The organism is Mesorhizobium sp. M0029, from assembly GCF_040323735.1.
Classification (GTDB): Bacteria; Pseudomonadota; Alphaproteobacteria; order Rhizobiales; family Rhizobiaceae; genus Mesorhizobium.
On record NZ_JAMYVF010000036.1, the window covers coordinates 1 to 20,674 of the forward strand.

33 protein-coding genes and 1 pseudogene are annotated in these 20,674 nt (G+C 62.0%); all 34 read left to right on the plus strand.

All coding sequences use genetic code 11. The features are described 5' to 3' along the window. On the plus strand, positions 1–143 hold a 143-nt coding region (locus tag NKJ76_RS30820; protein ID WP_023796561.1), incomplete at its 5' end, for an EF-Tu C-terminal domain-related protein. Positions 144–212: 69 nt separating this feature from the next. Next, positions 213–521 (plus strand): 30S ribosomal protein S10, encoded by a 309-nt coding sequence (gene rpsJ, locus NKJ76_RS30825; RefSeq protein ID WP_010909272.1) that lies wholly within the window; start codon positions 213–215, stop codon positions 519–521. A gap of 61 nt (positions 522–582) precedes the next feature. Beyond that, positions 583–1,311, plus strand: coding sequence for a 50S ribosomal protein L3 (gene rplC, locus NKJ76_RS30830; RefSeq protein ID WP_023682606.1), 729 nt, complete (start codon positions 583–585; stop codon positions 1,309–1,311). Further along, entirely contained in the window at positions 1,311–1,931 is a 621-nt protein-coding gene (gene rplD, locus NKJ76_RS30835; RefSeq protein WP_023672750.1) for a 50S ribosomal protein L4, read from the plus strand. The genes rplC and rplD overlap by 1 nt, the downstream gene beginning before the upstream one ends. Then, on the plus strand, positions 1,928–2,221 hold the full coding sequence (locus NKJ76_RS30840) for a 50S ribosomal protein L23 (RefSeq protein ID WP_023672751.1): 294 nt from the start codon (positions 1,928–1,930) through the stop codon (positions 2,219–2,221). Before rplD ends, NKJ76_RS30840 begins: the two co-directional genes overlap by 4 nt. A 22-nt stretch (positions 2,222–2,243) precedes the next feature. Then, complete coding sequence (rplB, locus tag NKJ76_RS30845) at positions 2,244–3,077, plus strand: 50S ribosomal protein L2 (protein WP_023706515.1); 834 nt, start codon at positions 2,244–2,246, stop codon at positions 3,075–3,077. A 16-nt stretch (positions 3,078–3,093) separates the two neighbouring features. Beyond that, on the plus strand, positions 3,094–3,372 hold the full coding sequence (gene rpsS, locus NKJ76_RS30850; RefSeq protein WP_006205463.1) for a 30S ribosomal protein S19: 279 nt from the start codon (positions 3,094–3,096) through the stop codon (positions 3,370–3,372). Between the two features lie 2 nt (positions 3,373–3,374). Continuing rightward, positions 3,375–3,764 (plus strand): 50S ribosomal protein L22, encoded by a 390-nt coding sequence (rplV, locus tag NKJ76_RS30855; protein ID WP_006205462.1) that lies wholly within the window; start codon positions 3,375–3,377, stop codon positions 3,762–3,764. Further along, complete coding sequence (rpsC, locus tag NKJ76_RS30860; protein ID WP_023672753.1) at positions 3,764–4,489, plus strand: 30S ribosomal protein S3; 726 nt, start codon at positions 3,764–3,766, stop codon at positions 4,487–4,489. Before rplV ends, rpsC begins: the two co-directional genes overlap by 1 nt. A 26-nt stretch (positions 4,490–4,515) precedes the next feature. After that, positions 4,516–4,929 carry a 50S ribosomal protein L16 gene (rplP, locus tag NKJ76_RS30865; RefSeq protein ID WP_006205460.1) on the plus strand — a complete coding sequence of 138 codons (414 nt, stop codon included), beginning with the start codon at positions 4,516–4,518 and terminating at the stop codon, positions 4,927–4,929. Positions 4,930–4,942: 13 nt separating this feature from the next. After that, positions 4,943–5,143, plus strand: coding sequence for a 50S ribosomal protein L29 (gene rpmC / locus NKJ76_RS30870; protein WP_006205459.1), 201 nt, complete (start codon positions 4,943–4,945; stop codon positions 5,141–5,143). An 11-nt stretch (positions 5,144–5,154) separates the two neighbouring features. After that, positions 5,155–5,394, plus strand: a complete 240-nt coding sequence (rpsQ, locus tag NKJ76_RS30875) for a 30S ribosomal protein S17 (protein WP_010909280.1) — start codon at positions 5,155–5,157, stop codon at positions 5,392–5,394. A gap of 72 nt (positions 5,395–5,466) precedes the next feature. Then, positions 5,467–5,835: a 50S ribosomal protein L14 gene (rplN, locus tag NKJ76_RS30880; protein WP_006205457.1), complete on the plus strand. Its 369-nt coding sequence runs from the start codon at positions 5,467–5,469 to the stop codon at positions 5,833–5,835. Positions 5,836–5,847: 12 nt separating this feature from the next. Continuing rightward, positions 5,848–6,162: a 50S ribosomal protein L24 gene (gene rplX, locus NKJ76_RS30885; RefSeq protein WP_013531428.1), complete on the plus strand. Its 315-nt coding sequence runs from the start codon at positions 5,848–5,850 to the stop codon at positions 6,160–6,162. Further along, the gene (gene rplE, locus NKJ76_RS30890) at positions 6,155–6,754 is read left to right on the plus strand and encodes a 50S ribosomal protein L5 (protein WP_023672755.1); all 600 of its coding nucleotides are present in this window, start codon (positions 6,155–6,157) and stop codon (positions 6,752–6,754) included. Before rplX ends, rplE begins: the two co-directional genes overlap by 8 nt. A gap of 27 nt (positions 6,755–6,781) precedes the next feature. Next, positions 6,782–7,087 carry a 30S ribosomal protein S14 gene (rpsN, locus tag NKJ76_RS30895; RefSeq protein WP_010909282.1) on the plus strand — a complete coding sequence of 102 codons (306 nt, stop codon included), beginning with the start codon at positions 6,782–6,784 and terminating at the stop codon, positions 7,085–7,087. Between the two features lie 12 nt (positions 7,088–7,099). After that, positions 7,100–7,498 carry a 30S ribosomal protein S8 gene (gene rpsH, locus NKJ76_RS30900; protein WP_006205453.1) on the plus strand — a complete coding sequence of 133 codons (399 nt, stop codon included), beginning with the start codon at positions 7,100–7,102 and terminating at the stop codon, positions 7,496–7,498. A 41-nt stretch (positions 7,499–7,539) separates the two neighbouring features. Then, positions 7,540–8,073: a 50S ribosomal protein L6 gene (gene rplF, locus NKJ76_RS30905; protein WP_023682603.1), complete on the plus strand. Its 534-nt coding sequence runs from the start codon at positions 7,540–7,542 to the stop codon at positions 8,071–8,073. Between the two features lie 140 nt (positions 8,074–8,213). Next, positions 8,214–8,573, plus strand: a complete 360-nt coding sequence (gene rplR, locus NKJ76_RS30910) for a 50S ribosomal protein L18 (protein WP_023682602.1) — start codon at positions 8,214–8,216, stop codon at positions 8,571–8,573. Between the two features lie 154 nt (positions 8,574–8,727). Then, positions 8,728–9,291, plus strand: a complete 564-nt coding sequence (gene rpsE, locus NKJ76_RS30915) for a 30S ribosomal protein S5 (RefSeq protein WP_006333394.1) — start codon at positions 8,728–8,730, stop codon at positions 9,289–9,291. Between the two features lie 24 nt (positions 9,292–9,315). Further along, on the plus strand, positions 9,316–9,513 hold the full coding sequence (gene rpmD, locus NKJ76_RS30920; RefSeq protein ID WP_006205449.1) for a 50S ribosomal protein L30: 198 nt from the start codon (positions 9,316–9,318) through the stop codon (positions 9,511–9,513). A 22-nt stretch (positions 9,514–9,535) separates the two neighbouring features. Then, entirely contained in the window at positions 9,536–10,006 is a 471-nt protein-coding gene (gene rplO / locus NKJ76_RS30925) for a 50S ribosomal protein L15 (RefSeq protein WP_023672760.1), read from the plus strand. Positions 10,007–10,261: 255 nt separating this feature from the next. Next, positions 10,262–11,602, plus strand: coding sequence for a preprotein translocase subunit SecY (secY, locus tag NKJ76_RS30930; protein ID WP_023672761.1), 1,341 nt, complete (start codon positions 10,262–10,264; stop codon positions 11,600–11,602). Further along, positions 11,599–12,207: an adenylate kinase gene (locus NKJ76_RS30935; RefSeq protein WP_352539119.1), complete on the plus strand. Its 609-nt coding sequence runs from the start codon at positions 11,599–11,601 to the stop codon at positions 12,205–12,207. The genes secY and NKJ76_RS30935 overlap by 4 nt, the downstream gene beginning before the upstream one ends. Positions 12,208–12,417: 210 nt before the next feature. Further along, positions 12,418–12,786, plus strand: a complete 369-nt coding sequence (gene rpsM, locus NKJ76_RS30940; RefSeq protein WP_006205445.1) for a 30S ribosomal protein S13 — start codon at positions 12,418–12,420, stop codon at positions 12,784–12,786. Positions 12,787–12,911: 125 nt separating this feature from the next. Then, positions 12,912–13,301, plus strand: a complete 390-nt coding sequence (rpsK, locus tag NKJ76_RS30945; RefSeq protein WP_006205444.1) for a 30S ribosomal protein S11 — start codon at positions 12,912–12,914, stop codon at positions 13,299–13,301. Between the two features lie 102 nt (positions 13,302–13,403). After that, entirely contained in the window at positions 13,404–14,414 is a 1,011-nt protein-coding gene (locus NKJ76_RS30950; RefSeq protein WP_023682599.1) for a DNA-directed RNA polymerase subunit alpha, read from the plus strand. Positions 14,415–14,519: 105 nt separating this feature from the next. Then, on the plus strand, positions 14,520–14,951 hold the full coding sequence (rplQ, locus tag NKJ76_RS30955; protein ID WP_023691248.1) for a 50S ribosomal protein L17: 432 nt from the start codon (positions 14,520–14,522) through the stop codon (positions 14,949–14,951). A gap of 198 nt (positions 14,952–15,149) precedes the next feature. Further along, positions 15,150–16,643: a DegQ family serine endoprotease gene (locus NKJ76_RS30960; protein WP_023688416.1), complete on the plus strand. Its 1,494-nt coding sequence runs from the start codon at positions 15,150–15,152 to the stop codon at positions 16,641–16,643. A gap of 47 nt (positions 16,644–16,690) precedes the next feature. Next, positions 16,691–18,001 (plus strand): replication-associated recombination protein A, encoded by a 1,311-nt coding sequence (locus NKJ76_RS30965; RefSeq protein ID WP_023672766.1) that lies wholly within the window; start codon positions 16,691–16,693, stop codon positions 17,999–18,001. 182 nt (positions 18,002–18,183) lie between these two features. Then, complete coding sequence (locus NKJ76_RS30970; protein WP_352539120.1) at positions 18,184–19,014, plus strand: aspartyl/asparaginyl beta-hydroxylase domain-containing protein; 831 nt, start codon at positions 18,184–18,186, stop codon at positions 19,012–19,014. 53 nt (positions 19,015–19,067) lie between these two features. Next, positions 19,068–19,442 (plus strand): fluoride efflux transporter CrcB, encoded by a 375-nt coding sequence (gene crcB, locus NKJ76_RS30975; RefSeq protein WP_023672768.1) that lies wholly within the window; start codon positions 19,068–19,070, stop codon positions 19,440–19,442. Between the two features lie 133 nt (positions 19,443–19,575). Further along, positions 19,576–20,556 carry an RluA family pseudouridine synthase gene (locus tag NKJ76_RS30980; protein WP_352539121.1) on the plus strand — a complete coding sequence of 327 codons (981 nt, stop codon included), beginning with the start codon at positions 19,576–19,578 and terminating at the stop codon, positions 20,554–20,556. Positions 20,557–20,558: 2 nt separating this feature from the next. Further along, positions 20,559–20,674, plus strand: a pseudogene (locus tag NKJ76_RS30985) (EamA/RhaT family transporter); the annotation flags it as partial.

The window sequence follows — 20,674 nt, forward strand, 5'->3', positions numbered from 1 at the left end:
CGGAAATGGTTATGCCCGGCGACAACATCACGGTCGATGTCGAGCTGATCGTGCCGATCGCCATGGAAGAGAAGCTGCGCTTCGCCATCCGTGAAGGCGGCCGTACCGTCGGTGCCGGCATCGTCGTCACCATCAAAGAGTAATTTGGACTTAAACCGATCTGTCGCGGGCGCAGGATTTGCCCGCGCCGCGCCAGAACAAGGAAGTGACGCATGAACGGACAGAATATCCGCATCCGCCTGAAGGCGTTTGATCACCGCGTGCTCGACGCCTCGACGAAAGAAATCGTGTCGACGGCCAAGCGCACCGGAGCAAACGTCCGCGGCCCCATTCCGCTGCCGACGCGGATCGAAAAGTTCACGGTCAACCGGTCGCCTCACGTCGACAAGAAGAGCCGCGAGCAGTTCGAGATGCGCACGCACAAGCGTCTGCTCGACATCGTCGATCCGACCCCGCAGACGGTCGATGCTTTGATGAAGCTCGATCTGGCCGCCGGTGTCGACGTCGAGATCAAGCTCTAAGGGAATGAGAGCGCGGTAAGGGGCGGTGCCCCTGGCCCGGAACTCTAAAGGAATTGAACCGATGCGTTCAGGTGTGATTGCAAAGAAGGTGGGAATGACCCGCATCTATAATGATGCCGGGGAACATGTTCCCGTCACCGTTCTCCAGATGGAGAACTGCCAGGTCGTGGCTCAGCGCACGCAGGAGAAGAACGGCTATACGGCCGTCCAGCTCGGCGTTGGCCTTGCCAAGGTGAAGAACACGTCGAAGGCGATGCGCGGCCATTTCGCGACCGCTTCCGTCGAGCCGAAGGCGAAGGTCGCCGAGTTTCGCGTCTCCGCCGACAACATGATCGATGTCGGCGCCGAGATCACCGTCGAGCACTTCGTCGCCGGCCAGAAGGTCGATGTGACGGGCACGACGATCGGCAAGGGTTTCCAGGGCGTCATCAAGCGCCACCACATGGGTGGTGGCCGCGCGACGCACGGTAACTCGGTTTCGCACCGTACGCACGGTTCGACCGGCCAGCGTCAGGATCCGGGCAAAGTGTTCAAGGGCAAGCATATGGCTGGCCACATGGGCGACACCCGCGTCACCACACAGAATGTCGAGATCGTTTCGACCGACGCCGATCGCGGCCTGATCCTGATCCGCGGTGCGGTTCCCGGATCGAAGGGCGCCTGGATCCTGGTCCGCGATGCGGCCAAGGTGGCACTGCCGGCCAATGCGCCGAAGCCTGCCGCGATCCGCGCCGTTGCTGCCGAGAGTGGCGCCAAGAACGAGGCTCCGGCCGCAGAGGGAGCAGAATAATGGATCTCAAGATCACAACGCTTGGCGGCAAGGACGCCGGCAAGGTGAAACTCTCCGAGGAGATTTTCGGCCTTGATCCGCGCGAGGACATCCTGCAGCGCGTCGTGCGCTGGCAGCTGGCCAAGCGCCAGCAGGGCACGCACAAGGCCAAGGGCCGCGCCGAAATCGCGCGCACCGGCGCCAAGATGTACAAGCAGAAGGGTACGGGCCGCGCCCGTCACCATTCGGCACGCGCTCCGCAGTTCCGCGGCGGCGGCAAGGCCCACGGCCCGGTCGTTCGCAGCCACGAGCACGATCTGCCGAAGAAGGTGCGCGCTCTGGGCTTGCGGCATGCTCTCTCGGCCAAGGCCAAGAGCGCGTCGATCATCATCATCGACGAGCTGAAGCTGACCGAGGCCAAGACGAAGGCGCTGATCGCGAATTTCGCGACGCTGGGCCTGACCAACGCCTTGGTGATCGGCGGTGCCGAGCTTGACCAGAACTTCAAGCTGGCGGCGACCAACATCCCGAACATCGACGTGCTGCCCATCCAGGGCATCAACGTTTACGACATTCTGCGCCGCGGCACGCTGGTCCTTTCGAAGGCCGCCGTCGAGGCTCTCGAGGAGCGCTTTAAATGACCGACCTCCGTCATTACGACGTGATCGTCTCGCCGGCGATCACCGAAAAGTCGACCATGGCTTCCGAGAACAACCAGGTTGTTTTCAACGTCGCCAAGAAGGCGTCGAAGCCGGAAATCAAGGCCGCTGTCGAAGCGCTGTTTGGCGTCAAGGTTACGGCCGTGAACACGCTTGTCCGCAAGGGCAAGATCAAGCGCTTCCGCGGCACGATCGGCCGCCAGAGCGACGTCAAGAAGGCGATCGTGACGCTGGCCGACGGCCAGTCGATCGACGTCGCGACGGGTCTCTGAGCTAGGCCGCGAGGACAGGACAATGGCACTTAAAAAATTCAACCCGGTAACGCCGAGCACCCGCCAGTTGGTCATCGTCGACCGCTCGGGCCTCTACAAGGGCAAGCCCGTCAAGGGCCTGACCGAAGGCCTGACGAAGTCGGGCGGCCGCAACAATCACGGCCGCATCACGGCCCGCTTCATCGGCGGCGGTCACAAGCGTTCGTACCGCATCATCGACTTCAAGCGCCGCAAGTTCGACGTCGTCGGCACGGTCGAGCGCATTGAATACGATCCGAACCGCACCGCCTTCATCGCGCTGATCAAGTATGACGATGGCGAGCTGTCCTACATCATCGCTCCGCAGCGCCTTGCCGCCGGCGACAAGATCGTGGCCGGTGAATCGGTCGACGTGAAGCCGGGCAATGCGATGCCGCTGGCCTCGATGCCGGTCGGCACGATCGTCCATAACATCGAGCTGAAGCCGGGCAAGGGCGCCCAGGTTGCCCGCTCGGCAGGTGGCTACGGCCAACTGGTCGGTCGCGATCAGGGCATGGCGATCCTGCGCCTCAACTCGGGCGAGCAGCGGGTCGTTCACGGCTCCTGCATGGCCACCGTCGGCGCCGTGTCGAACCCCGACCACGGCAACATCAACGACGGCAAGGCCGGCCGCACGGTCTGGCGCGGCAAGCGCCCGCACAATCGCGGCGTGACCATGAACCCGGTCGACCATCCGCATGGCGGTGGTGAAGGCCGCACCTCCGGTGGCCGTCATCCGGTCAGCCCGTGGGGCAAGCCGACCAAGGGCAAGAAGACGCGGTCCAACAAGGCGACCGACAAGTTCATCCTGCGCTCGCGCCATCAGCGCAAGAGCTAAGAAGAGGTAACGCCAAGTGACTCGTTCTATTTGGAAAGGCCCCTTCATCGACGGCTACCTTCTCAAGAAGGTGGACAAGGTTCGTGAAGGTGGTCGCAATGAGGTGATCAAGATGTGGAGCCGTCGCTCCACCATCCTGCCGCAGTTCGTCGGCTTCACCTTCGGTGTCTACAACGGCCAGAAGCATGTTCCCGTCTCGGTGAACGAGGACATGGTCGGTCACAAGTTCGGTGAATTCGCTCCGACCCGGACCTATTACGGTCACGGCGCGGATAAGAAGGCGAAGAGGAAATAATCATGGGCAAGGCCAAAGCTCCGCGCAGGCTTGCTGACAACGAAGCGCGCGCCGTTCTGCGCACGATCCGTATCAGCCCGCAGAAGCTGAACCTGGTTGCCGCGCTGATCCGCGGCAAGAAGGTCGCGACAGCGCTTTCCGATCTCGAATTCTCGGCCAAGCGGATTTCCGGCACGGTCAAGAAGACGCTGGAATCGGCGATCGCCAACGCGGAAAACAACCACGACCTCGACGTCGATGCGCTGATCGTGGCGGAAGCCTATGTCGGCAAGTCGATCGTCATGAAGCGGTTCCATGCTCGTGGCCGCGGTCGCGCCAGCCGTATCGAAAAGCCGTTCTCGCACCTCACGATCGTCGTTCGTGAAGTCGAAGAAAAAGGGGAGGCCGCATAATGGGCCAGAAAGTCAATCCGATCGGTCTGCGCCTCGGCATCAACCGCACCTGGGATTCGCGCTGGTTCGCGAACACCGGCGAGTACGGCAAGCTGCTGCATGAGGACATCAAGATCCGCAAATATCTTGAAAAGGAACTCAAGCAGGCTGCGATTTCGAAGGTCGTGATCGAGCGCCCGCACAAGAAGTGCCGCGTCACCATCCATGCGGCGCGCCCGGGCCTGATCATCGGCAAGAAGGGCGCCGACATCGAGAAGCTTCGCAAGAAGCTGATGGAGATGACGAAGTCCGAGACGCACTTGAACATCGTTGAAGTGCGCAAGCCGGAAATCGACGCGACCCTGGTCGCCCAGTCGATCGCCCAGCAGCTCGAGCGTCGTATCGCGTTCCGCCGCGCCATGAAGCGCGCCGTTCAGTCGGCCATGCGCCTGGGCGCCGAAGGCATCCGCATCAACTGCGCCGGCCGTCTCGGCGGCGCCGAGATTGCGCGCATGGAATGGTACCGCGAGGGCCGCGTGCCGCTGCATACGCTGCGCGCCGATGTCGACTATGGCACGGCCGAGGCGCACACGGCTTACGGCATCTGCGGCGTCAAGGTGTGGGTGTTCAAAGGCGAAATCCTCGAGCACGATCCGATGGCTTCGGAGCGTCGCGCGACCGAGGGTGATGCTGCGCATGGCGGTGGTGGTGATCGCGAACGCGGTCGTCGTCGCGAAAACGCCTGATTATTTAGGAATTTGGAGTTAGAACGATGCTGCAGCCAAAGCGCACAAAGTTCCGCAAGCAGTTCAAGGGCCGTATCCATGGTACCGCAAAGGGCGGCACCAACCTGGATTTCGGTGGTTTCGGGCTGAAGGCGCTCGAGCCGAACCGCGTCACCGCGCGTGAGATCGAGGCGGCCCGCCGCGCGATCACTCGTGAGATGAAGCGTGCCGGCCGCGTGTGGATCCGTATTTTCCCTGATGTGCCGGTGACGTCGAAGCCGACCGAAGTGCGCATGGGCAAGGGCAAGGGCGCTGTCGATTACTGGGCGGCGCGCGTCAAGCCGGGCCGCATCATGTTCGAGATCGACGGCGTCAACGAAGAAACCGCCCGTGAGGCGCTGCGTCTCGGCGCGGCCAAGCTCTCGGTCAGGACGCGCTTCGTACAGCGCATCGCAGAATAAGGACGGGCTGATCATGAAAGCCGAAGACATCCGGACGAAGACCCAGGACCAGCTGACCGACGATCTGGCCAGCCTGAAGAAGGAGCAGTTCAACCTGCGCTTCCAGAAGGCCACCGGCCAGCTCGAGAAGACCGCGCGCGTGCGGCAGGTTCGCAAGGACATTGCGCGTATCAAGACCATCGCTGCGGAAAAGTCCGCGGCCAAGAAGGCTTAAGGACGAAAATCATGCCAAAGCGCATTCTGCAGGGCACTGTCGTCAGCGACAAGAACGAGAAGACGGTAGTCGTCAAGGTCGAACGGCGCTTCACGCATCCCGTGATGAAGAAGACCGTGCGCATGACCAAGAAGTACAAGGCGCACGACGAGAACAACGCCCACAAGGTCGGCGATCAGGTGTTCATCCAGGAATCGAAGCCGATTTCCAAGGACAAGCGCTGGATCGTCGTGTCTTCGGACCAGGCGTAACAAACCGAATTTTGGACAGACCGGGGAGGGGCTTTGAGCCCGTCCCGTTAGAAGAGAAGAAGGCGGCCAGTCATGATTCAGATGCAAACAAACCTCGACGTCGCGGATAATTCAGGCGCCCGTCGTGTCATGTGCATCAAGGTGCTGGGCGGCTCGAAGCGGAAATACGCTTCCGTAGGCGACATCATCGTGGTGTCGATCAAGGAAGCCATTCCGCGCGGCCGCGTTAAGAAGGGCGATGTGATGAAGGCGGTCGTGGTTCGCACGGCCAAGGACATCCGCCGCCCGGACGGCAGCGTGATCCGTTTCGACAAGAACGCGGCCGTTCTCGTCGACAACAAGAAAGAGCCGATCGGCACGCGTATCTTCGGACCGGTTCCGCGCGAACTCCGCGCCAAGAACCACATGAAGATCATCTCGCTCGCGCCTGAAGTGCTGTAAGGAGCCGGACCAATGCAAAAGATTAGAAAAGGCGACAAGGTCGTCGTGCTGGCCGGCAAGGACAAGGGCCGTTCGGGCGAAGTCCTTTCGGTTCAGCCGAAGGAAGACACCGCGCTGGTGCGCGGCGTCAACATGATCCGTCGTCACCAGAAGCAGTCCCAGTCCCAAGAGGGCGGGATCATCACCAAGGAAGCGCCGATCCAGCTGTCGAACATCGCGCTGGCCGACCCCAAGGATGGCAAGCCGACCCGCGTCGGCTTCATCTTCCAGAAGGACGGCAAGAAGGTGCGCGTCGCCAAGCGCTCGGGAGAAGTCATCAATGGCTAAGGCTCAAACCACGAAGCCCAAGGCTGAAAGCAAACAGTCCAAGGCGCAGAACACGCCGCGCCTCAAGCAGGTCTACAACGAGACCATCCGCAAGGCGCTGCAGGAGCAGTTCGGCTACGAGAACGAGATGCAGGTTCCGCGCATCGACAAGATCGTGCTGAACATGGGCGTCGGCGAAGCGACCGCGGATTCGAAGAAGCCTTCGATCGCGGCCGAAGACCTGGCGATGATCGCCGGCCAGAAGGCCGTCGTCACCCGCGCCCGTAATTCGATCGCCGGCTTCAAGGTCCGCGAGAAGATGCCGATCGGCGCCAAGGTCACGCTGCGCAAGGAACGCATGTACGAGTTCCTCGACCGTCTCGTGAACATCGCACTGCCGCGCGTCCGCGACTTTCGCGGACTGAATCCGAAGAGCTTCGATGGCCGTGGCAACTACGCCATGGGCATCAAGGAACACATCGTGTTCCCGGAGATCAACTACGACAAGGTTGATCAGATCTGGGGCATGGACGTCATCGTTTGTACGACTGCGAAGACGGACGACGAAGCCAGGGCATTGCTCAAGGCCTTCAACTTCCCCTTCCGCCAGTAACGGCAGCGAGAAAAGGAAAAATCTGAAATGGCAAAGACCAGCTCAGTCGAGAAGAACAACAGGCGCCGCAAGCTTGCCGACCAGTACGGTCCCAAGCGCGCAGCGCTCAAGGCGATCATCATGGACCAGTCCAAGCCGATGGAAGAGCGTTTCCGCGCTCAGCTGAAGCTTGCTGCCCTGCCGCGCAACTCGGCCAAGATCCGCATCCGCAACCGCTGCGAAGTTACCGGCCGTCCGCGCGCCTATTATCGCAAGCTCAAAGTATCGCGCATCGCGCTTCGTGATCTCGGCAATAACGGCCAGATCCCGGGCCTGGTCAAGTCGAGCTGGTAAGGAGGACATAACATGTCATTGAGCGATCCTCTCGGCGATATGCTGACCCGCATCCGCAACGCGTATGGCCGTAAGAAGTCGAGCGTTTCGACGCCGGCCTCGCGCCTGCGTACCCGCGTCCTCGACGTGCTGAAGGCTGAAGGCTATATCCGCGACTACAGCCAGACCGACTTCGACAACGGCAAGTCCGAAATCGAAATCGAGCTGAAGTATTTCGACGGTGCTCCGGTCGTGCGCGAAATCGCCCGCGTCTCGAAGCCTGGCCGCCGCGTTTACGTCTCGGCCAAGTCGATCCCGCACGTCGCCAACGGCCTCGGCATCGCCATCCTTTCGACGCCGAAGGGCGTGATGGCCGATCACGAAGCACGCGAACAGAATGTCGGCGGCGAAATCCTCTGCCAGATTTTCTAATTCGGCAGACCTGAAACAAGAGAAGTGACGAGGACAACCAAATGTCTCGTATTGGAAAGAAACCCGTTTCGCTGCCGCAGGGCGTGACCGCGACCGTCAACGGCCAGACCGTGACGGCGAAGGGCCCCAAGGGCGAGCTGAAGTTCGTGGTGAACGACGAAGTGCTGGTCAAGATGGAAGGCAGCGAAATCGCTGTCCAGCCGCGCGACCAGACCAAGACCGCCCGCTCCAAGTGGGGCATGTCGCGCACGCAGATCGTCAACATCCTGCAGGGCGTCAAGGACGGTTTCGAGAAGAAGCTCGAGATCACCGGCGTCGGCTATCGCGCGGCACTCCAGGGCAAGAACCTGCAGCTGGCGCTTGGCTTCAGCCACGACGTCGTTTACGAGACGCCGGCCGGCATCACGATCACCGTGCCGAAGCCGACGGAAATCACCGTGACCGGCATCGACAAGCAGCAGGTCGGCCAGGTTGCAGCCGAGATCCGCGAGTATCGCGGTCCCGAGCCCTACAAGGGCAAGGGTGTCCGCTATGCCGGCGAGAAGATCGTCCGCAAGGAAGGCAAGAAGAAGTAGTAAGCCTGGCCCCGAAAAGTTGCAGACTTTTCGGAAAAGGCCAAGCCAAAGAAGTGCAACGCCGCGGGGAGCGGTCGCGGGAGGCGCTTTCGCCTACCGCACATGGCGGCCCCCGTTTTTTGAAGGCAAGGAAGACTATCATGGCTACCAAGGAATCCATCCAGCGCCGCGCGCAGCGCGTCCGCCGCCAGATCAAGAAGGTCGCCGGCGAACGTCCGCGTCTCTCGGTTCACCGCACGTCGAAGAACATCTACGTGCAGGTCATCGACGACGCCAAGGGCCATACCATCGCGGCTGCATCGACACTCGAGAAGGACCTCAAGGGTTCGCTCAAGACCGGCGCCGACACCGAGGCAGCAGCCGCTGTTGGCAAGCTGATCGCCGAGCGTGCTTCGAAGGCCGGCGTCAAGGAAGTCGTCTTCGACCGCGGCGCCTACATCTATCACGGCCGCGTCAAGGCGCTGGCCGAGGCTGCCCGTGAAGGCGGTCTGAGCTTCTAATTGCCTGTTCCCGAACCGAAGGTCAGCGCAGCAAAAAGTTGCAGACTTTTCGGACAAGATCATGCAAGGAAAAATAACTCGCCCCCGGTGACCCAAAGAGGCGCACCGGATTTTATCAGCAACCGTGCTTCCGGAAAAAAACAAGGAACAGGATATGGCACAGGAACGTAGGGATGGCGGCCGCGGCCGCGATCGTGAAGAACGCGATGACGGCATGGTGGACAAGCTCGTCCACATCAACCGTGTCGCCAAGGTCGTCAAGGGCGGCCGTCGCTTCGGTTTTGCAGCACTCGTCGTCGTCGGCGACCAGAAGGGCCGCGTCGGCTTCGGTCACGGCAAGGCGCGCGAAGTGCCGGAAGCGATCCGCAAGGCAACCGAGTCGGCCAAGCGCGACATGATTTTCGTGCCGCTGCGCTCGGGCCGCACGCTGCACCACGACGTCGAAGGACGCTGGGGCGCCGGACGCGTGCTGCTGCGCGCTGCCAAGCAGGGTACCGGCATCATCGCCGGCGGCCCGATGCGCGCTGTCTTCGAGACGCTCGGCATGCATGACGTGGTCGCCAAGTCGATGGGTTCGTCGAACCCCTACAACATGGTTCGCGCCACATTCGACGCGCTGAAGAGCCAGATGCATCCCAAGGATGTGGCTGCTGCGCGCGGCATCAAGTATTCGACCCTTCAGGCCCGCCGCGGCACCGCCGTTGCGGCTGAAGAATAGTCGATCTGACCAGGGATTTTGACCATGGCCAAGAAAGCAACCAAGACCATCACCGTTGAGCAGATCGGTTCGCCGATCCGCCGCCCGAAGGAACAGCGCGCAACGCTGGTCGGCCTCGGCCTCAACAAGATGCACAAGCAGCGCACGCTGGAGGACACTCCCTCGGTGCGCGGCATGATCGCTGCCGTCCAGCATCTCGTCCGCGTCGTGGACGAGGGCTGAGCAAAAGCGCAGGAGAACCCAGATGAAACTCAACGATCTGCGTGACAAGGACGGCGCGACGCACTCCAAGAAGCGTCTCGGCCGTGGCATCGGCTCCGGCTCGGGCAAGACCGGCGGTCGCGGCGTCAAGGGCCAGAAGGCGCGCTCCGGCGTCGCCATCAACGGCTTCGAGGGCGGCCAGATGCCGCTCTATCGGCGCCTGCCGAAGCGTGGCTTCAATAACATCTTCGCCAAGAGCTTTGTCGTCGTGTCGCTGGCTCGTATCCAGACGGCGCTCGATGCCAAGAAGCTCGACGCCAAGGCGACCGTGACGGCCGAGGCACTCGTTGCCGCCGGCGTCATCCGCCGCGTCAAGGACGGCGTGCGCATCCTCTCGGACGGCGAGCTCAAGGCAAAGCTTGCCTTCGACGTCGCCGGCGCCTCCAAGGCCGCGATCGAGAAGATCGAAAAGGCCGGCGGTTCGGTCAAGCTGCCGGAAGCGGCAGCGGAGTAACGGCAATTTGAAGCGCGGTCGGCAGGAACGGTATCCGTTTTTGTTCACGATTGCGCTTTGATCCGATCAATTAGGCGGCCGCGTCAACGCGGCCGCTTGCATGTTTGGAGCCCGGAGCTTATCTCGTGAGCTTCGGTGCCGCGCCGCCTGAGCTGCGGGCATCGAGCGTGACATACAAATCAAAGAAGTAGCGCATGACGTTGTCCGAAAACCGCTTCACACTTTTCGGCATCGTGCTCTAGCGGAGAATCAGGCATGGCTTCGGCTGCTGAACAACTAGCCTCGAATCTGAATTTTGCGGCTTTCGCCAAGGCGGAGGACCTGAAGAAGCGAATCTGGTTCACCGTCGGCGCGCTGCTCGTCTATCGCCTCGGCACCTATATCCCGCTGCCCGGCATCAATCCGGATGCATTCGCGCAGGCCTTCTCTTCGCAGGCCAAGGGCGTGCTCGGCATGTTCAACATGTTCGCCGGCGGCGCCGTGCAGCGCATGGCGATCTTCGCGCTCGGCATCATGCCTTATATCTCAGCCTCCATCATCATGCAGCTGATGACCTCGGTCATTCCGTCGCTGGAAGCGCTGAAAAAGGAAGGCGAGCAGGGCCGCAAGGTCATCAACCAGTACACGCGCTACGGCACGGTACTCCTGGCGCTGGTGCAGGCCTACGGCATTTCAGTGGGCCTGGAAGGCGGCAACGGCATCGTCAACGATCCCGGCATGTTCTTCCGCATCTCGACCGTCGTCACGCTGGTTGGCGGCACCATGTTCCTGATGTGGCTGGGCGAGCAGATCACCGCCCGCGGCATCGGCAACGGCATTTCGCTGATCATTTTCTCCGGCATCGTCGCCGGCCTGCCGCGCGCCATCTCCGGCACGCTGGAGCTCGGCCGCACCGGCGCTCTATCGACCGGGCTGATACTCGCGATCATCGTGCTGGCCATCATCGTCATCGCGCTGATCGTGTTCTTCGAGCGCGCGCAGCGCCGCCTGCTGATCCAGTATCCGAAGCGCCAGGTCGGCAACCGCATGTTCCAGGGCGATACCTCGCATCTGCCGCTGAAGCTCAACACGTCGGGCGTCATTCCGCCGATCTTCGCGTCGTCGCTGCTTTTGCTGCCGGCAACGGTCGCCGGCTTCTCGCAGACGACAAACCTGCCGGCCTGGGCAAGCACCGTGCTCGCTTCGCTCGGCCACGGCCAGCCGCTCTACATGCTGTTCTATGCGGCAATGATCGTGTTCTTCGCCTTCTTCTACACGGCCATCGTGTTCAATCCGAAGGACACCGCGGACCAGCTCAAGAAGCATTCCGGCTTCATTCCGGGCTACCGTCCGGGTGAGCGCACCGCCGATTACATCGACTATGTCCTGACGCGCATCACCGTCGTCGGCGCCATCTATCTGGTGCTGGTGTGCCTGCTGCCCGAGTTCCTGATTTCGGCGACTGGCGTACCATTCTACCTCGGTGGCACATCGCTTCTGATCGTGGTCAGTGTAACCCTCGATACGGTGGCGCAGATCCAGGGTCACCTGATCGCGCACCAGTATGAGGGCCTGATCAAGAAGTCGAAGCTGCGCGGGGGGAAGAAGGCCAGATGAGATTGATATTGCTTGGGCCGCCAGGAGCGGGCAAGGGGACGCAAGCACAAAGACTGGTAGAAAAATACGGCATACCGCAGCTGTCGACGGGTGACATGCTGCGGGCGGCCGTGCAGGCCGGCACCGAAGTCGGCAAGCGCGCCAAGGCGGTGATGGATGCCGGCGAGCTGGTTTCCGACGCCATCGTCAACGCCATCGTGGCCGAGCGCATCGATCAGCCCGATTGCATCAACGGTTTCATTCTCGACGGCTATCCGCGCACGCTGGTGCAGGCTGATGCGGTTGAATCGATGCTCGCCGAGCGCGGCATTGGCCTCGATGCCGTGATCGAGTTCGTCGTCGACGACAAAGCGCTGGTCGGCCGCATCGTCAAGCGCGCCGACGACGCCAAGGCCGCCGGACAGCCGGTGCGCAAGGACGACAATCCGGTGGTGTTCGAAGAGCGCCTGCGGGAATATTACAAGAAGACGGCGCCGCTGATCGGCTATTATTACGCCAAACGCTCGCTTAGGAGTGTCGACGGCATGGCTCCTGTCGACACCGTGACGGCGGAGATTGAAGCGCTGCTCGCGGCGGTAACGCGGGAGACCGTTACGGTAAAGTAAAGATTGCGCTTGACTGGAACGGTTCGCTGGGTTATGGCGGCCCGTCTTCCTATCAGGCATGAGGCTTGCTTGTCCGCAAGGGCAAGGCAGCCGCATTGAAACTAGGGAACTCCCGCAAGGGCCGGCCTCCACCGGACGCGGGGTAATTTGAACAGCGCCGCGCATGCCTTGTTTTGAAGGCCGGCCGGTCCCACATGGAGAAAGAAGAATATGGCTCGTATAGCCGGCGTCAACATTCCGACCAACAAGCGCGTCGTCATTGCGCTTCAGTACATTCACGGCATTGGCAAGAAGTTCGCCCAGGAGATCGTCGACAAGGTCGGCATCCCGGCCGAGCGCCGCGTCAACCAGTTGACCGACGCGGAAGTGCTGCAGATCCGCGAGACCATCGACCGCGACTACCAGGTCGAAGGCGACCTGCGCCGCGAAGTGTCGATGAACATCAAGCGTCTCATGGACCTCGGCTGCTACCGCGGCCTGCGTCACCGCCGTTCGCTACCGGTTCGCGGTCAGCGCACGCACACCAATGCACGCACCCGCAAGGGCCCGGCCAAGTCGATCGCCGGCAAGAAAAAGTAAGTGAGCGAATAGCGAGTAGCCATTAGCGAGTAGGGTCCCTATTCGCTAATCCCTGCTCACTACTCGCTTTCAAAGGTGGAGCCGCTGGCATTACGGCGGTGTAGAGATCAACTGAAAGGACTATCATGGCCAAGGAAGCCGCTCGTGTTCGCCGTCGCGAACGCAAGAACATCTCGTCGGGCGTTGCCCACGTCAATTCGACCTTCAACAACACGATGATCACCATCACCGACGCGCAGGGCAATTCGATTGCCTGGTCGTCGGCCGGTGCCCAGGGCTTCAAGGGTTCGCGCAAGTCGACCCCGTTCGCCGCCCAGATGGCTGCCGAAGACGTCGCCAAGAAGGCCCAGGAACACGGCATGCGCATGCTCGAAGTCGAGGTCTGCGGACCCGGCTCCGGTCGTGAATCGGCGCTTCGCGCCCTGCAGGCTGCCGGCTTCACCATCACCTCGATCCGTGATGTGACGCCGATCCCGCACAATGGCTGCCGCCCGCGCAAGAAGCGCCGCGTCTAAGACATTACCGAACGCCGCGTGAGCGCCTCAAGGCGCTCCTCCACGGCACTCCAGGTCGCCCGCCACGATTGGATGGTGGCGGGTCAACGGAAGGAAAGCATCATGATCCAGAAAAATTGGCAGGAACTGATCAAGCCGAACAAGATCGAGTTCTCGTCGAAGAAGAAGACGCTGACCACGCTGGTCGCCGAGCCGCTCGAGCGTGGCTTCGGCCTGACGCTCGGCAACGCGCTGCGCCGCGTGCTTTTGTCTTCGCTGCGCGGTGCGGCTGTCACCGCCGTGCAGATCGACGGCGTTCTGCATGAATTCTCGTCGATTGCCGGCGTGCGTGAGGACGTGACCGACATCGTCCTCAACATCAAGGAAATCGCCATCCGCATGGAAGGCGATGGTCCCAAGCGCATGGTCGTTCGCAAGCAGGGCCCGGGTGCGGTTCTGGCTGGCGACATCCAGACGGTTGGCGACGTCGAGATCCTCAACCCCGACCACGTCATCTGCACGCTGGACGAGGGCGCTGAAATCCGCATGGAATTCACCGTCGACACCGGCAAGGGTTACGTGCCGGCCGACCGCAACCGCGCCGAAGACGCGCCGATCGGCCTGATCCCGGTCGACAGCCTGTATTCGCCGGTCAAGAAGGTCTCCTACAAGGTCGAGAACACCCGCGAGGGCCAGGTTCTCGACTATGACAAGCTGACCATGACCATCGAGACCGACGGTTCGATCTCGGGCGAGGACGCGGTGGCATTCGCTGCCCGCATCCTGCAGGACCAGCTTGGCCTGTTCGTCAATTTCGACGAGCCGCAGAAGGAAGTCGCCACCGAGGCAGTCACCGAGCTTGCCTTCAACCCGGCGCTGCTCAAGAAGGTCGACGAACTCGAGCTTTCGGTGCGTTCGGCCAACTGCCTGAAGAACGACAACATCGTCTACATCGGCGATCTCATCCAGAAGACCGAAGCCGAGATGCTGCGCACCCCGAACTTCGGCCGCAAGTCGCTGAACGAGATCAAGGAAGTGCTCGCGGCGATGGGCCTGCACCTCGGCATGGAAGTGCCGGACTGGCCGCCGGAAAACATCGAAGACCTCGCCAAGCGTTACGAAGACCAATATTGAGCATGAATTTCCAAGGATCGGCGGCGTGGGCCGCTCGATCCGACGGTCATGCGGAAAACCATCAGAGGCCGTGGCCTCTTGAACAACTGAAGAAGGAAAAGAGCCATGCGCCACGGTTTTAAAGGCCGCCGCTTCGCCCGAAGCATTAGCCATCGCAAGTCGATGTTCGCCAACCTCGCCGTGTCGCTGCTCGAACATGAGCAGATCGTCACCACCCTGCCGAAGGCGAAGGATTTGCGTCCAATCGTCGAGAAGCTGGTGACGCTCGGCAAGCGCGGCGACTTGCATGCGCGCCGCCAGGTCATTGCCCAGATCGGCAATGAAGGCGTCGTCAAGCGTTTGTTCGACACGATTGCGCCGCGCTACGCCGACCGCAACGGCGGCTATCTGCGCATCATGAAGGCGGGCTTCCGCCACGGCGACAATGCCGCCATGGCGGTCATCGAGTTCGTCGACCGCGACACCGACGCCAAGGGCGCCGGCGACCGCGCCCGCCTCGAAGCCGAAGGCGCCAACGAGGAAGCCACTGCCGCATAAGGCTCGGTTTTCGCAAATGACTTTCAAGGGGCCTTCGGGCCCCTTTTTTGCATTGTCGCAAGGGCATGCTTCGCCGGGCTTTTTTTGCCTGCCGGCCAAGTGCTTTTGCACGACAATCGCCGCATTTCAGTGCATTAGCCTTTCATTCTGCACAATCGTCGGGACAATGCCCCCGAACTTGCCTTGGAGGATTCGCGAATGCGCGCCAACCGACTGTCTCTTGTTCTGCTCTTCGCCATGATGGCGTTCGCAGCCGCGCCGACAGTCAGGCAGGCTCTGGCTGAGGACGCCGCCAAGCCAGCCGATCCAGGGCTCTCCGATGTGCTGACCGACCTCCTGCATGGCGTCGAAGGCGAGAACGGCACCTCCGGTCCCGACAAGCGCGTGCCGTTCGGCCGCGAAGAGGTGCAGCTGTCGTTTGCGCCCCTGGTCAAGCAGACGGCGCCGGCGGTGGTCAATGTCTATGCGTCGCAGACGGCCAAGGTCACGTCGCCCTTTGACGGCGATCCGTTCTTCGAGGAATTTTTCGGCCGCGCGCAGCCGCGCGCTCAATCCTCGCTCGGCTCGGGCGTGCTGGTCGACCCGAGCGGCGTCGTCGTCACCAATTTCCACGTGATCAAGGATGCCGACGAGGTCAAGGTCGCGACCGCCGACGGGCGCGAATTCACCTCGAAGGTCATGCTCAAGGACGAGACGCTCGACCTCGCCGTGCTCAAGATCACCTCCGACAAGCCGTTTCCGGTGATCGCCATCGGCGATTCCGACGCGCTCGAGGTCGGCGACCTGGTGCTGGCCATCGGCAATCCGTTCGGCGTCGGCCAGACCACCACCAGCGGCATCGTGTCGGCGCTTGCCCGCAGCCATATCGGCGTTTCGGATTCGGGCTACTTCATCCAGACCGACGCCGCCATCAATCCCGGCAATTCCGGCGGCGCGCTGATCAACATGGGCGGCCAGCTGGTCGGCATCAACACCGCCATCTACAGCCGCAGCGGCGGCTCGATCGGCATCGGCTTTGCCATCCCCGCCAACATGGTGCGCGCCTTCGCCGACGCGGCCAAGGCCGGGCTCGATTTCTTCGAGCGGCCCTATATAGGCGCCGAGTTCGAAGCGGTCACACCGCAGATCGCCGAATCGCTTGGCATGGAGAAGCCGACCGGCGCGCTGGTGTCGTCGGTTGAGGAAGCCGGACCGGCGGCCAAGGCAGGGCTGAAGCCCGGCGATGTCGTGCTGCAGCTCAATGGCACGACGGTCGAAGGCATCGAGGCGCTGGATTACCGCATGGCGACCCTGTCGATCGGCACCAAGGCGACCTTCGCCATCCTGAGCAAGGGCCAGCAGGCGACGATGGAGATTGCACTGGAGCGCGCGCCGGAAGGCGCCAAGGCGTCGGAAGTGACCCTGCATGGCCGCAGCCCGTTCTCCGGCGCCAAGGTCGCGGAACTGTCGCCCAGGCTCGCCCAGCGGCTCGGCCTGCGCACCGACCTAAAGGGGGTCACCGTGGTCGACATCAACCGCGATTCGCCGGCCGCCGATTTCGGCTTCCAGCCGGGCGACATCGTGCGCGAGGTGAACGGCACGACGGTCGATACGGCGGCGACACTGGCGCAGCTTGCCCAGCAGGATACACGCTGGTGGCGCTTTACCGTCGAGCGCGGCGGGCAGATACTGCGCCAGGTGTTGCGTTACTGAGGCGATCTTCCCATTTCTGAGGATCGTGCTCCAACCAGAAGACCTAGATGGCCGATCTGTTCAGCGTCGATGAACCGGAAAGAGCGCCGCCCGGCCGGCCTTTGGCCGATCGGCTGCGCCCGAAAAATCTTGGCGAGGTCGTCGGCCAGGAGCATTTGACCGGGCCGGACGGCGCGCTGACGCGGCTGATCAACTCGGGTTCGCTCGGCTCGATGATTTTCTGGGGACCGCCGGGAACCGGCAAAACAACCGTTGCACGGCTGTTGGCCGGTGAGACCAGTCTTGCGTTCGAGCAGATATCGGCGGTGTTTTCCGGCGTCGCGGACCTGAAGAAAGTGTTCGAGGCAGCGAAGCTGCGGCGAACCAATGGCCGGCAGACGCTGCTGTTCGTCGACGAGATCCATCGCTTCAACCGTGCCCAGCAGGACTCTTTCCTCCCGGTCATGGAGGATGGAACAGTTGTTCTGGTCGGCGCCACCACCGAAAATCCATCGTTCGAGCTGAACGCCGCGCTTCTGTCGCGAGCGCGGGTGCTGGTGTTTCACTCGCTGGGCGAGGAGAGCATCGCCAAGCTGATGACGCGCGCGGAGGAGACAGAGGGCAGGGCGCTGCCGCTCGACGAAGAGGCGCGGGCGATGCTCATCCGCATGAGCGATGGTGACGGCCGGGCCTCGCTGACGCTGGCCGAGGAAGTCTGGCGCGCCGCCAAACCCGGCGAGGTTTTCGATCCCGAAGGGCTGCAGCGCATCGTCCAGCGCCGCGCGCCGATCTATGACAAGGGCCAGGACGGTCACTACAATCTGATCTCGGCGCTGCACAAATCGGTGCGTGGGTCCGACCCGGACGCGGCGCTTTATTATCTTGCCCGCATGTTCGACGCCGGCGAGGATCCGCTCTATCTCGGCCGCCGGCTGGTGCGCATGGCGATGGAGGATATCGGGCTGGCCGACCCGCAGGCACTGGTTATCGCCAACGCCGCCAAGGACGCCTACGACTATCTCGGCTCGCCCGAAGGCGAACTGGCCTTCGCCGAGGCCACCGTCTATCTCGCCACCGCGCCCAAATCCAACGCCGTCTATACCGCCTTCAAGGCAGCCACGCGGGCGGCGAAGGAGTTCGGTTCGCTGCTGCCGCCCAAGCACATCCTCAACGCGCCGACCAAGCTGATGAAAGAGGAGGATTATGGCGCCGGCTACCGCTACGATCATGACCAGCCCGATGCCTTTTCCGGCCAGGACTATTTCCCCGAAAAGATGGGCCGGCAGACCTTTTACGATCCGCCCGAACGCGGCTTCGAGCGCGATATCAAGAAACGGCTGGACTATTGGGCAAAGCTGCGCAACGAGCGGGAAAAATAGGTGCGCGGGACAAACGGGACGAACTCGGCCTGCCCGCGATGAACTGAAATTCTGTCCCCGCCAGTCACAGCAGTGTGATTGTACCGCATGACAAAAAGCCCTATCACGTCGCATGACTCGGCCGGGAGGCTGCCAGGACGGGCGATAATTCGGAACGGGGACAGCGCGCCGCGCGAACAGAAATGACAAAATCCCTTCGCAAAATGCTTCGCCAGGCTGTGATTGCTGTCCCGCTGCTCGCGCTCGGATTCTATTTCATTCCGATCCTGACCACGATCTGGATCGTCTGCGGCCTGATCGATGTGCTGCGCAACGCCAACAAGGATCTGTCGCTGTTGCGCGGCTATTTCCTCGGCAATGGCATCTTCACCTGGCTGCTGTCGCCCTTCAATCTGCTGGTGGACCTCGTTTGCTACGGCAACCCGGGTGTGTGGAAGCTGGAGCAGTTTCCTGCCGATTATCAGCGCGAGGTCAACGAGGTTCTTGACGTCTTCAAGGCGCGCAAGGACGAGATCATCGCCGATATCGACGCCAATTTCGGCACCGGTCGTCGCGGCATGTATGTCTATCAGTGGTACGGCAAGCACCGGATCGACAATGTCGCGGAATTCAACAAGGATTTCAAATACATCAAGACCATTGCCGTGTCTGTCTTCAGAGGCAAGGAATCGACTTCCTGGCATTTCGGACCGCTGCGGCTCAGCCTGCGCATCCTCTACAATCTCTTGCCGGTGAAGGCAGAGGTTTTCGTCGAATGCAACGGCGCCAGGAATTACTGGCACGACAACCCGCTCTATATTTTCGACGACACGCTGCTGCACCGCTCGGTCAACGAGTATGACGGACGCCGCTACTGCGTGTTCATGGACATAATCCGCCCGTCGCCGTTCCCCGGTTTCATCGCCGGACTTCTGGCCATCGTTTCGGTCACCGTCGAGCGCATCAATTCCATGTTCTACAAGAACTGGAAGATGATCGGCTCGAGCAAGGCAAAGAAGGTCGAGACGACCTGAGGCGTTGGCCTGAAGGGATTGACCGCACTGCCTTGGCCGGGCAGTAAACGGGCATGTTCAATCTGCTTCTTGTTGTGGTCGGCGGCGGCATCGGCGCCGGCATCCGCCACCTGACCAACATCGGCACCTTGCGCCTCGTCGGCCCCAACTATCCCTGGGGGACGATGGCGATCAACATCGTCGGCTCATTTGCCATGGGGTTGTTCATCGCCGCGCTGATGCGGCGCGGCGGTTCCAATGAGCTCCGGCTGTTCGTCGCCACCGGCATCCTTGGCGGCTTCACCACCTTCTCCGCCTTTTCGCTCGATTTCGCGACCCTATGGGAGCGCGGAGCGACGCTGCCGGCGTTGGGATATGCGCTGGCCAGCGTCGTTGGCGCCATTATCGCCCTGTTTCTGGGACTTTGGCTCGCAAGAACCGTTTCATAGTGTTATTGCCCGGCCTAGAGCACGGCGCATCCTCCTGGACGCGCTGCAGAAACTTTGATCTTGCGCATGATCCTTTCCGAAAGCCGGAGTAGATTTTCGGGGTCACGCGTTAGAAACGGATAAAGCGAAAATCATGGCAGGCGTAGAACAGATCACGGTGGAGGCCGGCGAGGCGGGCATGCGGCTCGATCGCTGGTTCAAGACCCATTTCCCCGGTCTCGGCTTTGGCCATCTGCAGAAGTTGCTGCGCTCGGGCCAGATCCGCGTCGATGGCGGCCGGGTCAAGGCCGACAGCCGTGTCGAGCCCGGCCAGGTGGTGCGTGTGCCGCCGCTCGAGGTCGACAAGAAGGGCGAGAGTGCGCTTACGGGTTACTCGATCCGCAACCAGGGCGACGCCGATGTGCTGGCCAAGATGCTGATCCACGAAGATCCAAAAGTCTTCGTCTTCAACAAGCCGGCGGGCCTGGCGGTGCAAGGCGGCTCGGGCGTCACCCGCAATGTCGACGACATGCTGGAGGCCTGGCGCAGCCAGAAGGGCGAGAAGCCGCGCCTGGTGCACCGGCTCGACCGCGACACATCGGGCGTGCTGGTGGTTGCTCGCACAAGGCTTGCGGCGATGAAGCTTTCCGAGTCATTCCGGGCGCGTGAGACCAAGAAGACCTATTGGGCGCTGGTCAAAGGTGTCCCGCCCAAGCGCGAGGACAAGATCTCGACCTGGTTGATCAAGGAGCCGACCGAGGACGGCGACCGCGTGCGCGTGGCAGCCCATGGCGAAAAGGGCGCCGACCACGCCGTGTCCTACTATCGCATCATCGAGCAGGCGGCTCAGACGATGACCTGGCTGGAAATGGAGCCGTACACTGGCCGCACCCACCAGCTGCGCGTTCATGCCGTCTATATCGGCTGCCCGATCCTCGGCGACCCTAAATATTTCGAGGCCGACACCAACTGGGACTTTCCGGGCGGCATTCAAAACCGCCTGCATCTGCATGCGCGCCGCATCGTCATTCCGCACCCGGACAAGGGCGTCATCGACGTCACCGCGCCGATGCCGCCGCATATGCGCCAGAGCTGGAACCTGATCGGCTTCAACGACGCCAGCGCGGAGGACTGACATTGGCCGTTGCCTCGGCATTGGATCGCCGCGATGCGGTCGATCTGGCGGCTGCTTCCATCATGGTCGGGCTGACTTTTTCCTGGGGGCTGAACTACGTCGCCGCCAAGATCTCCTA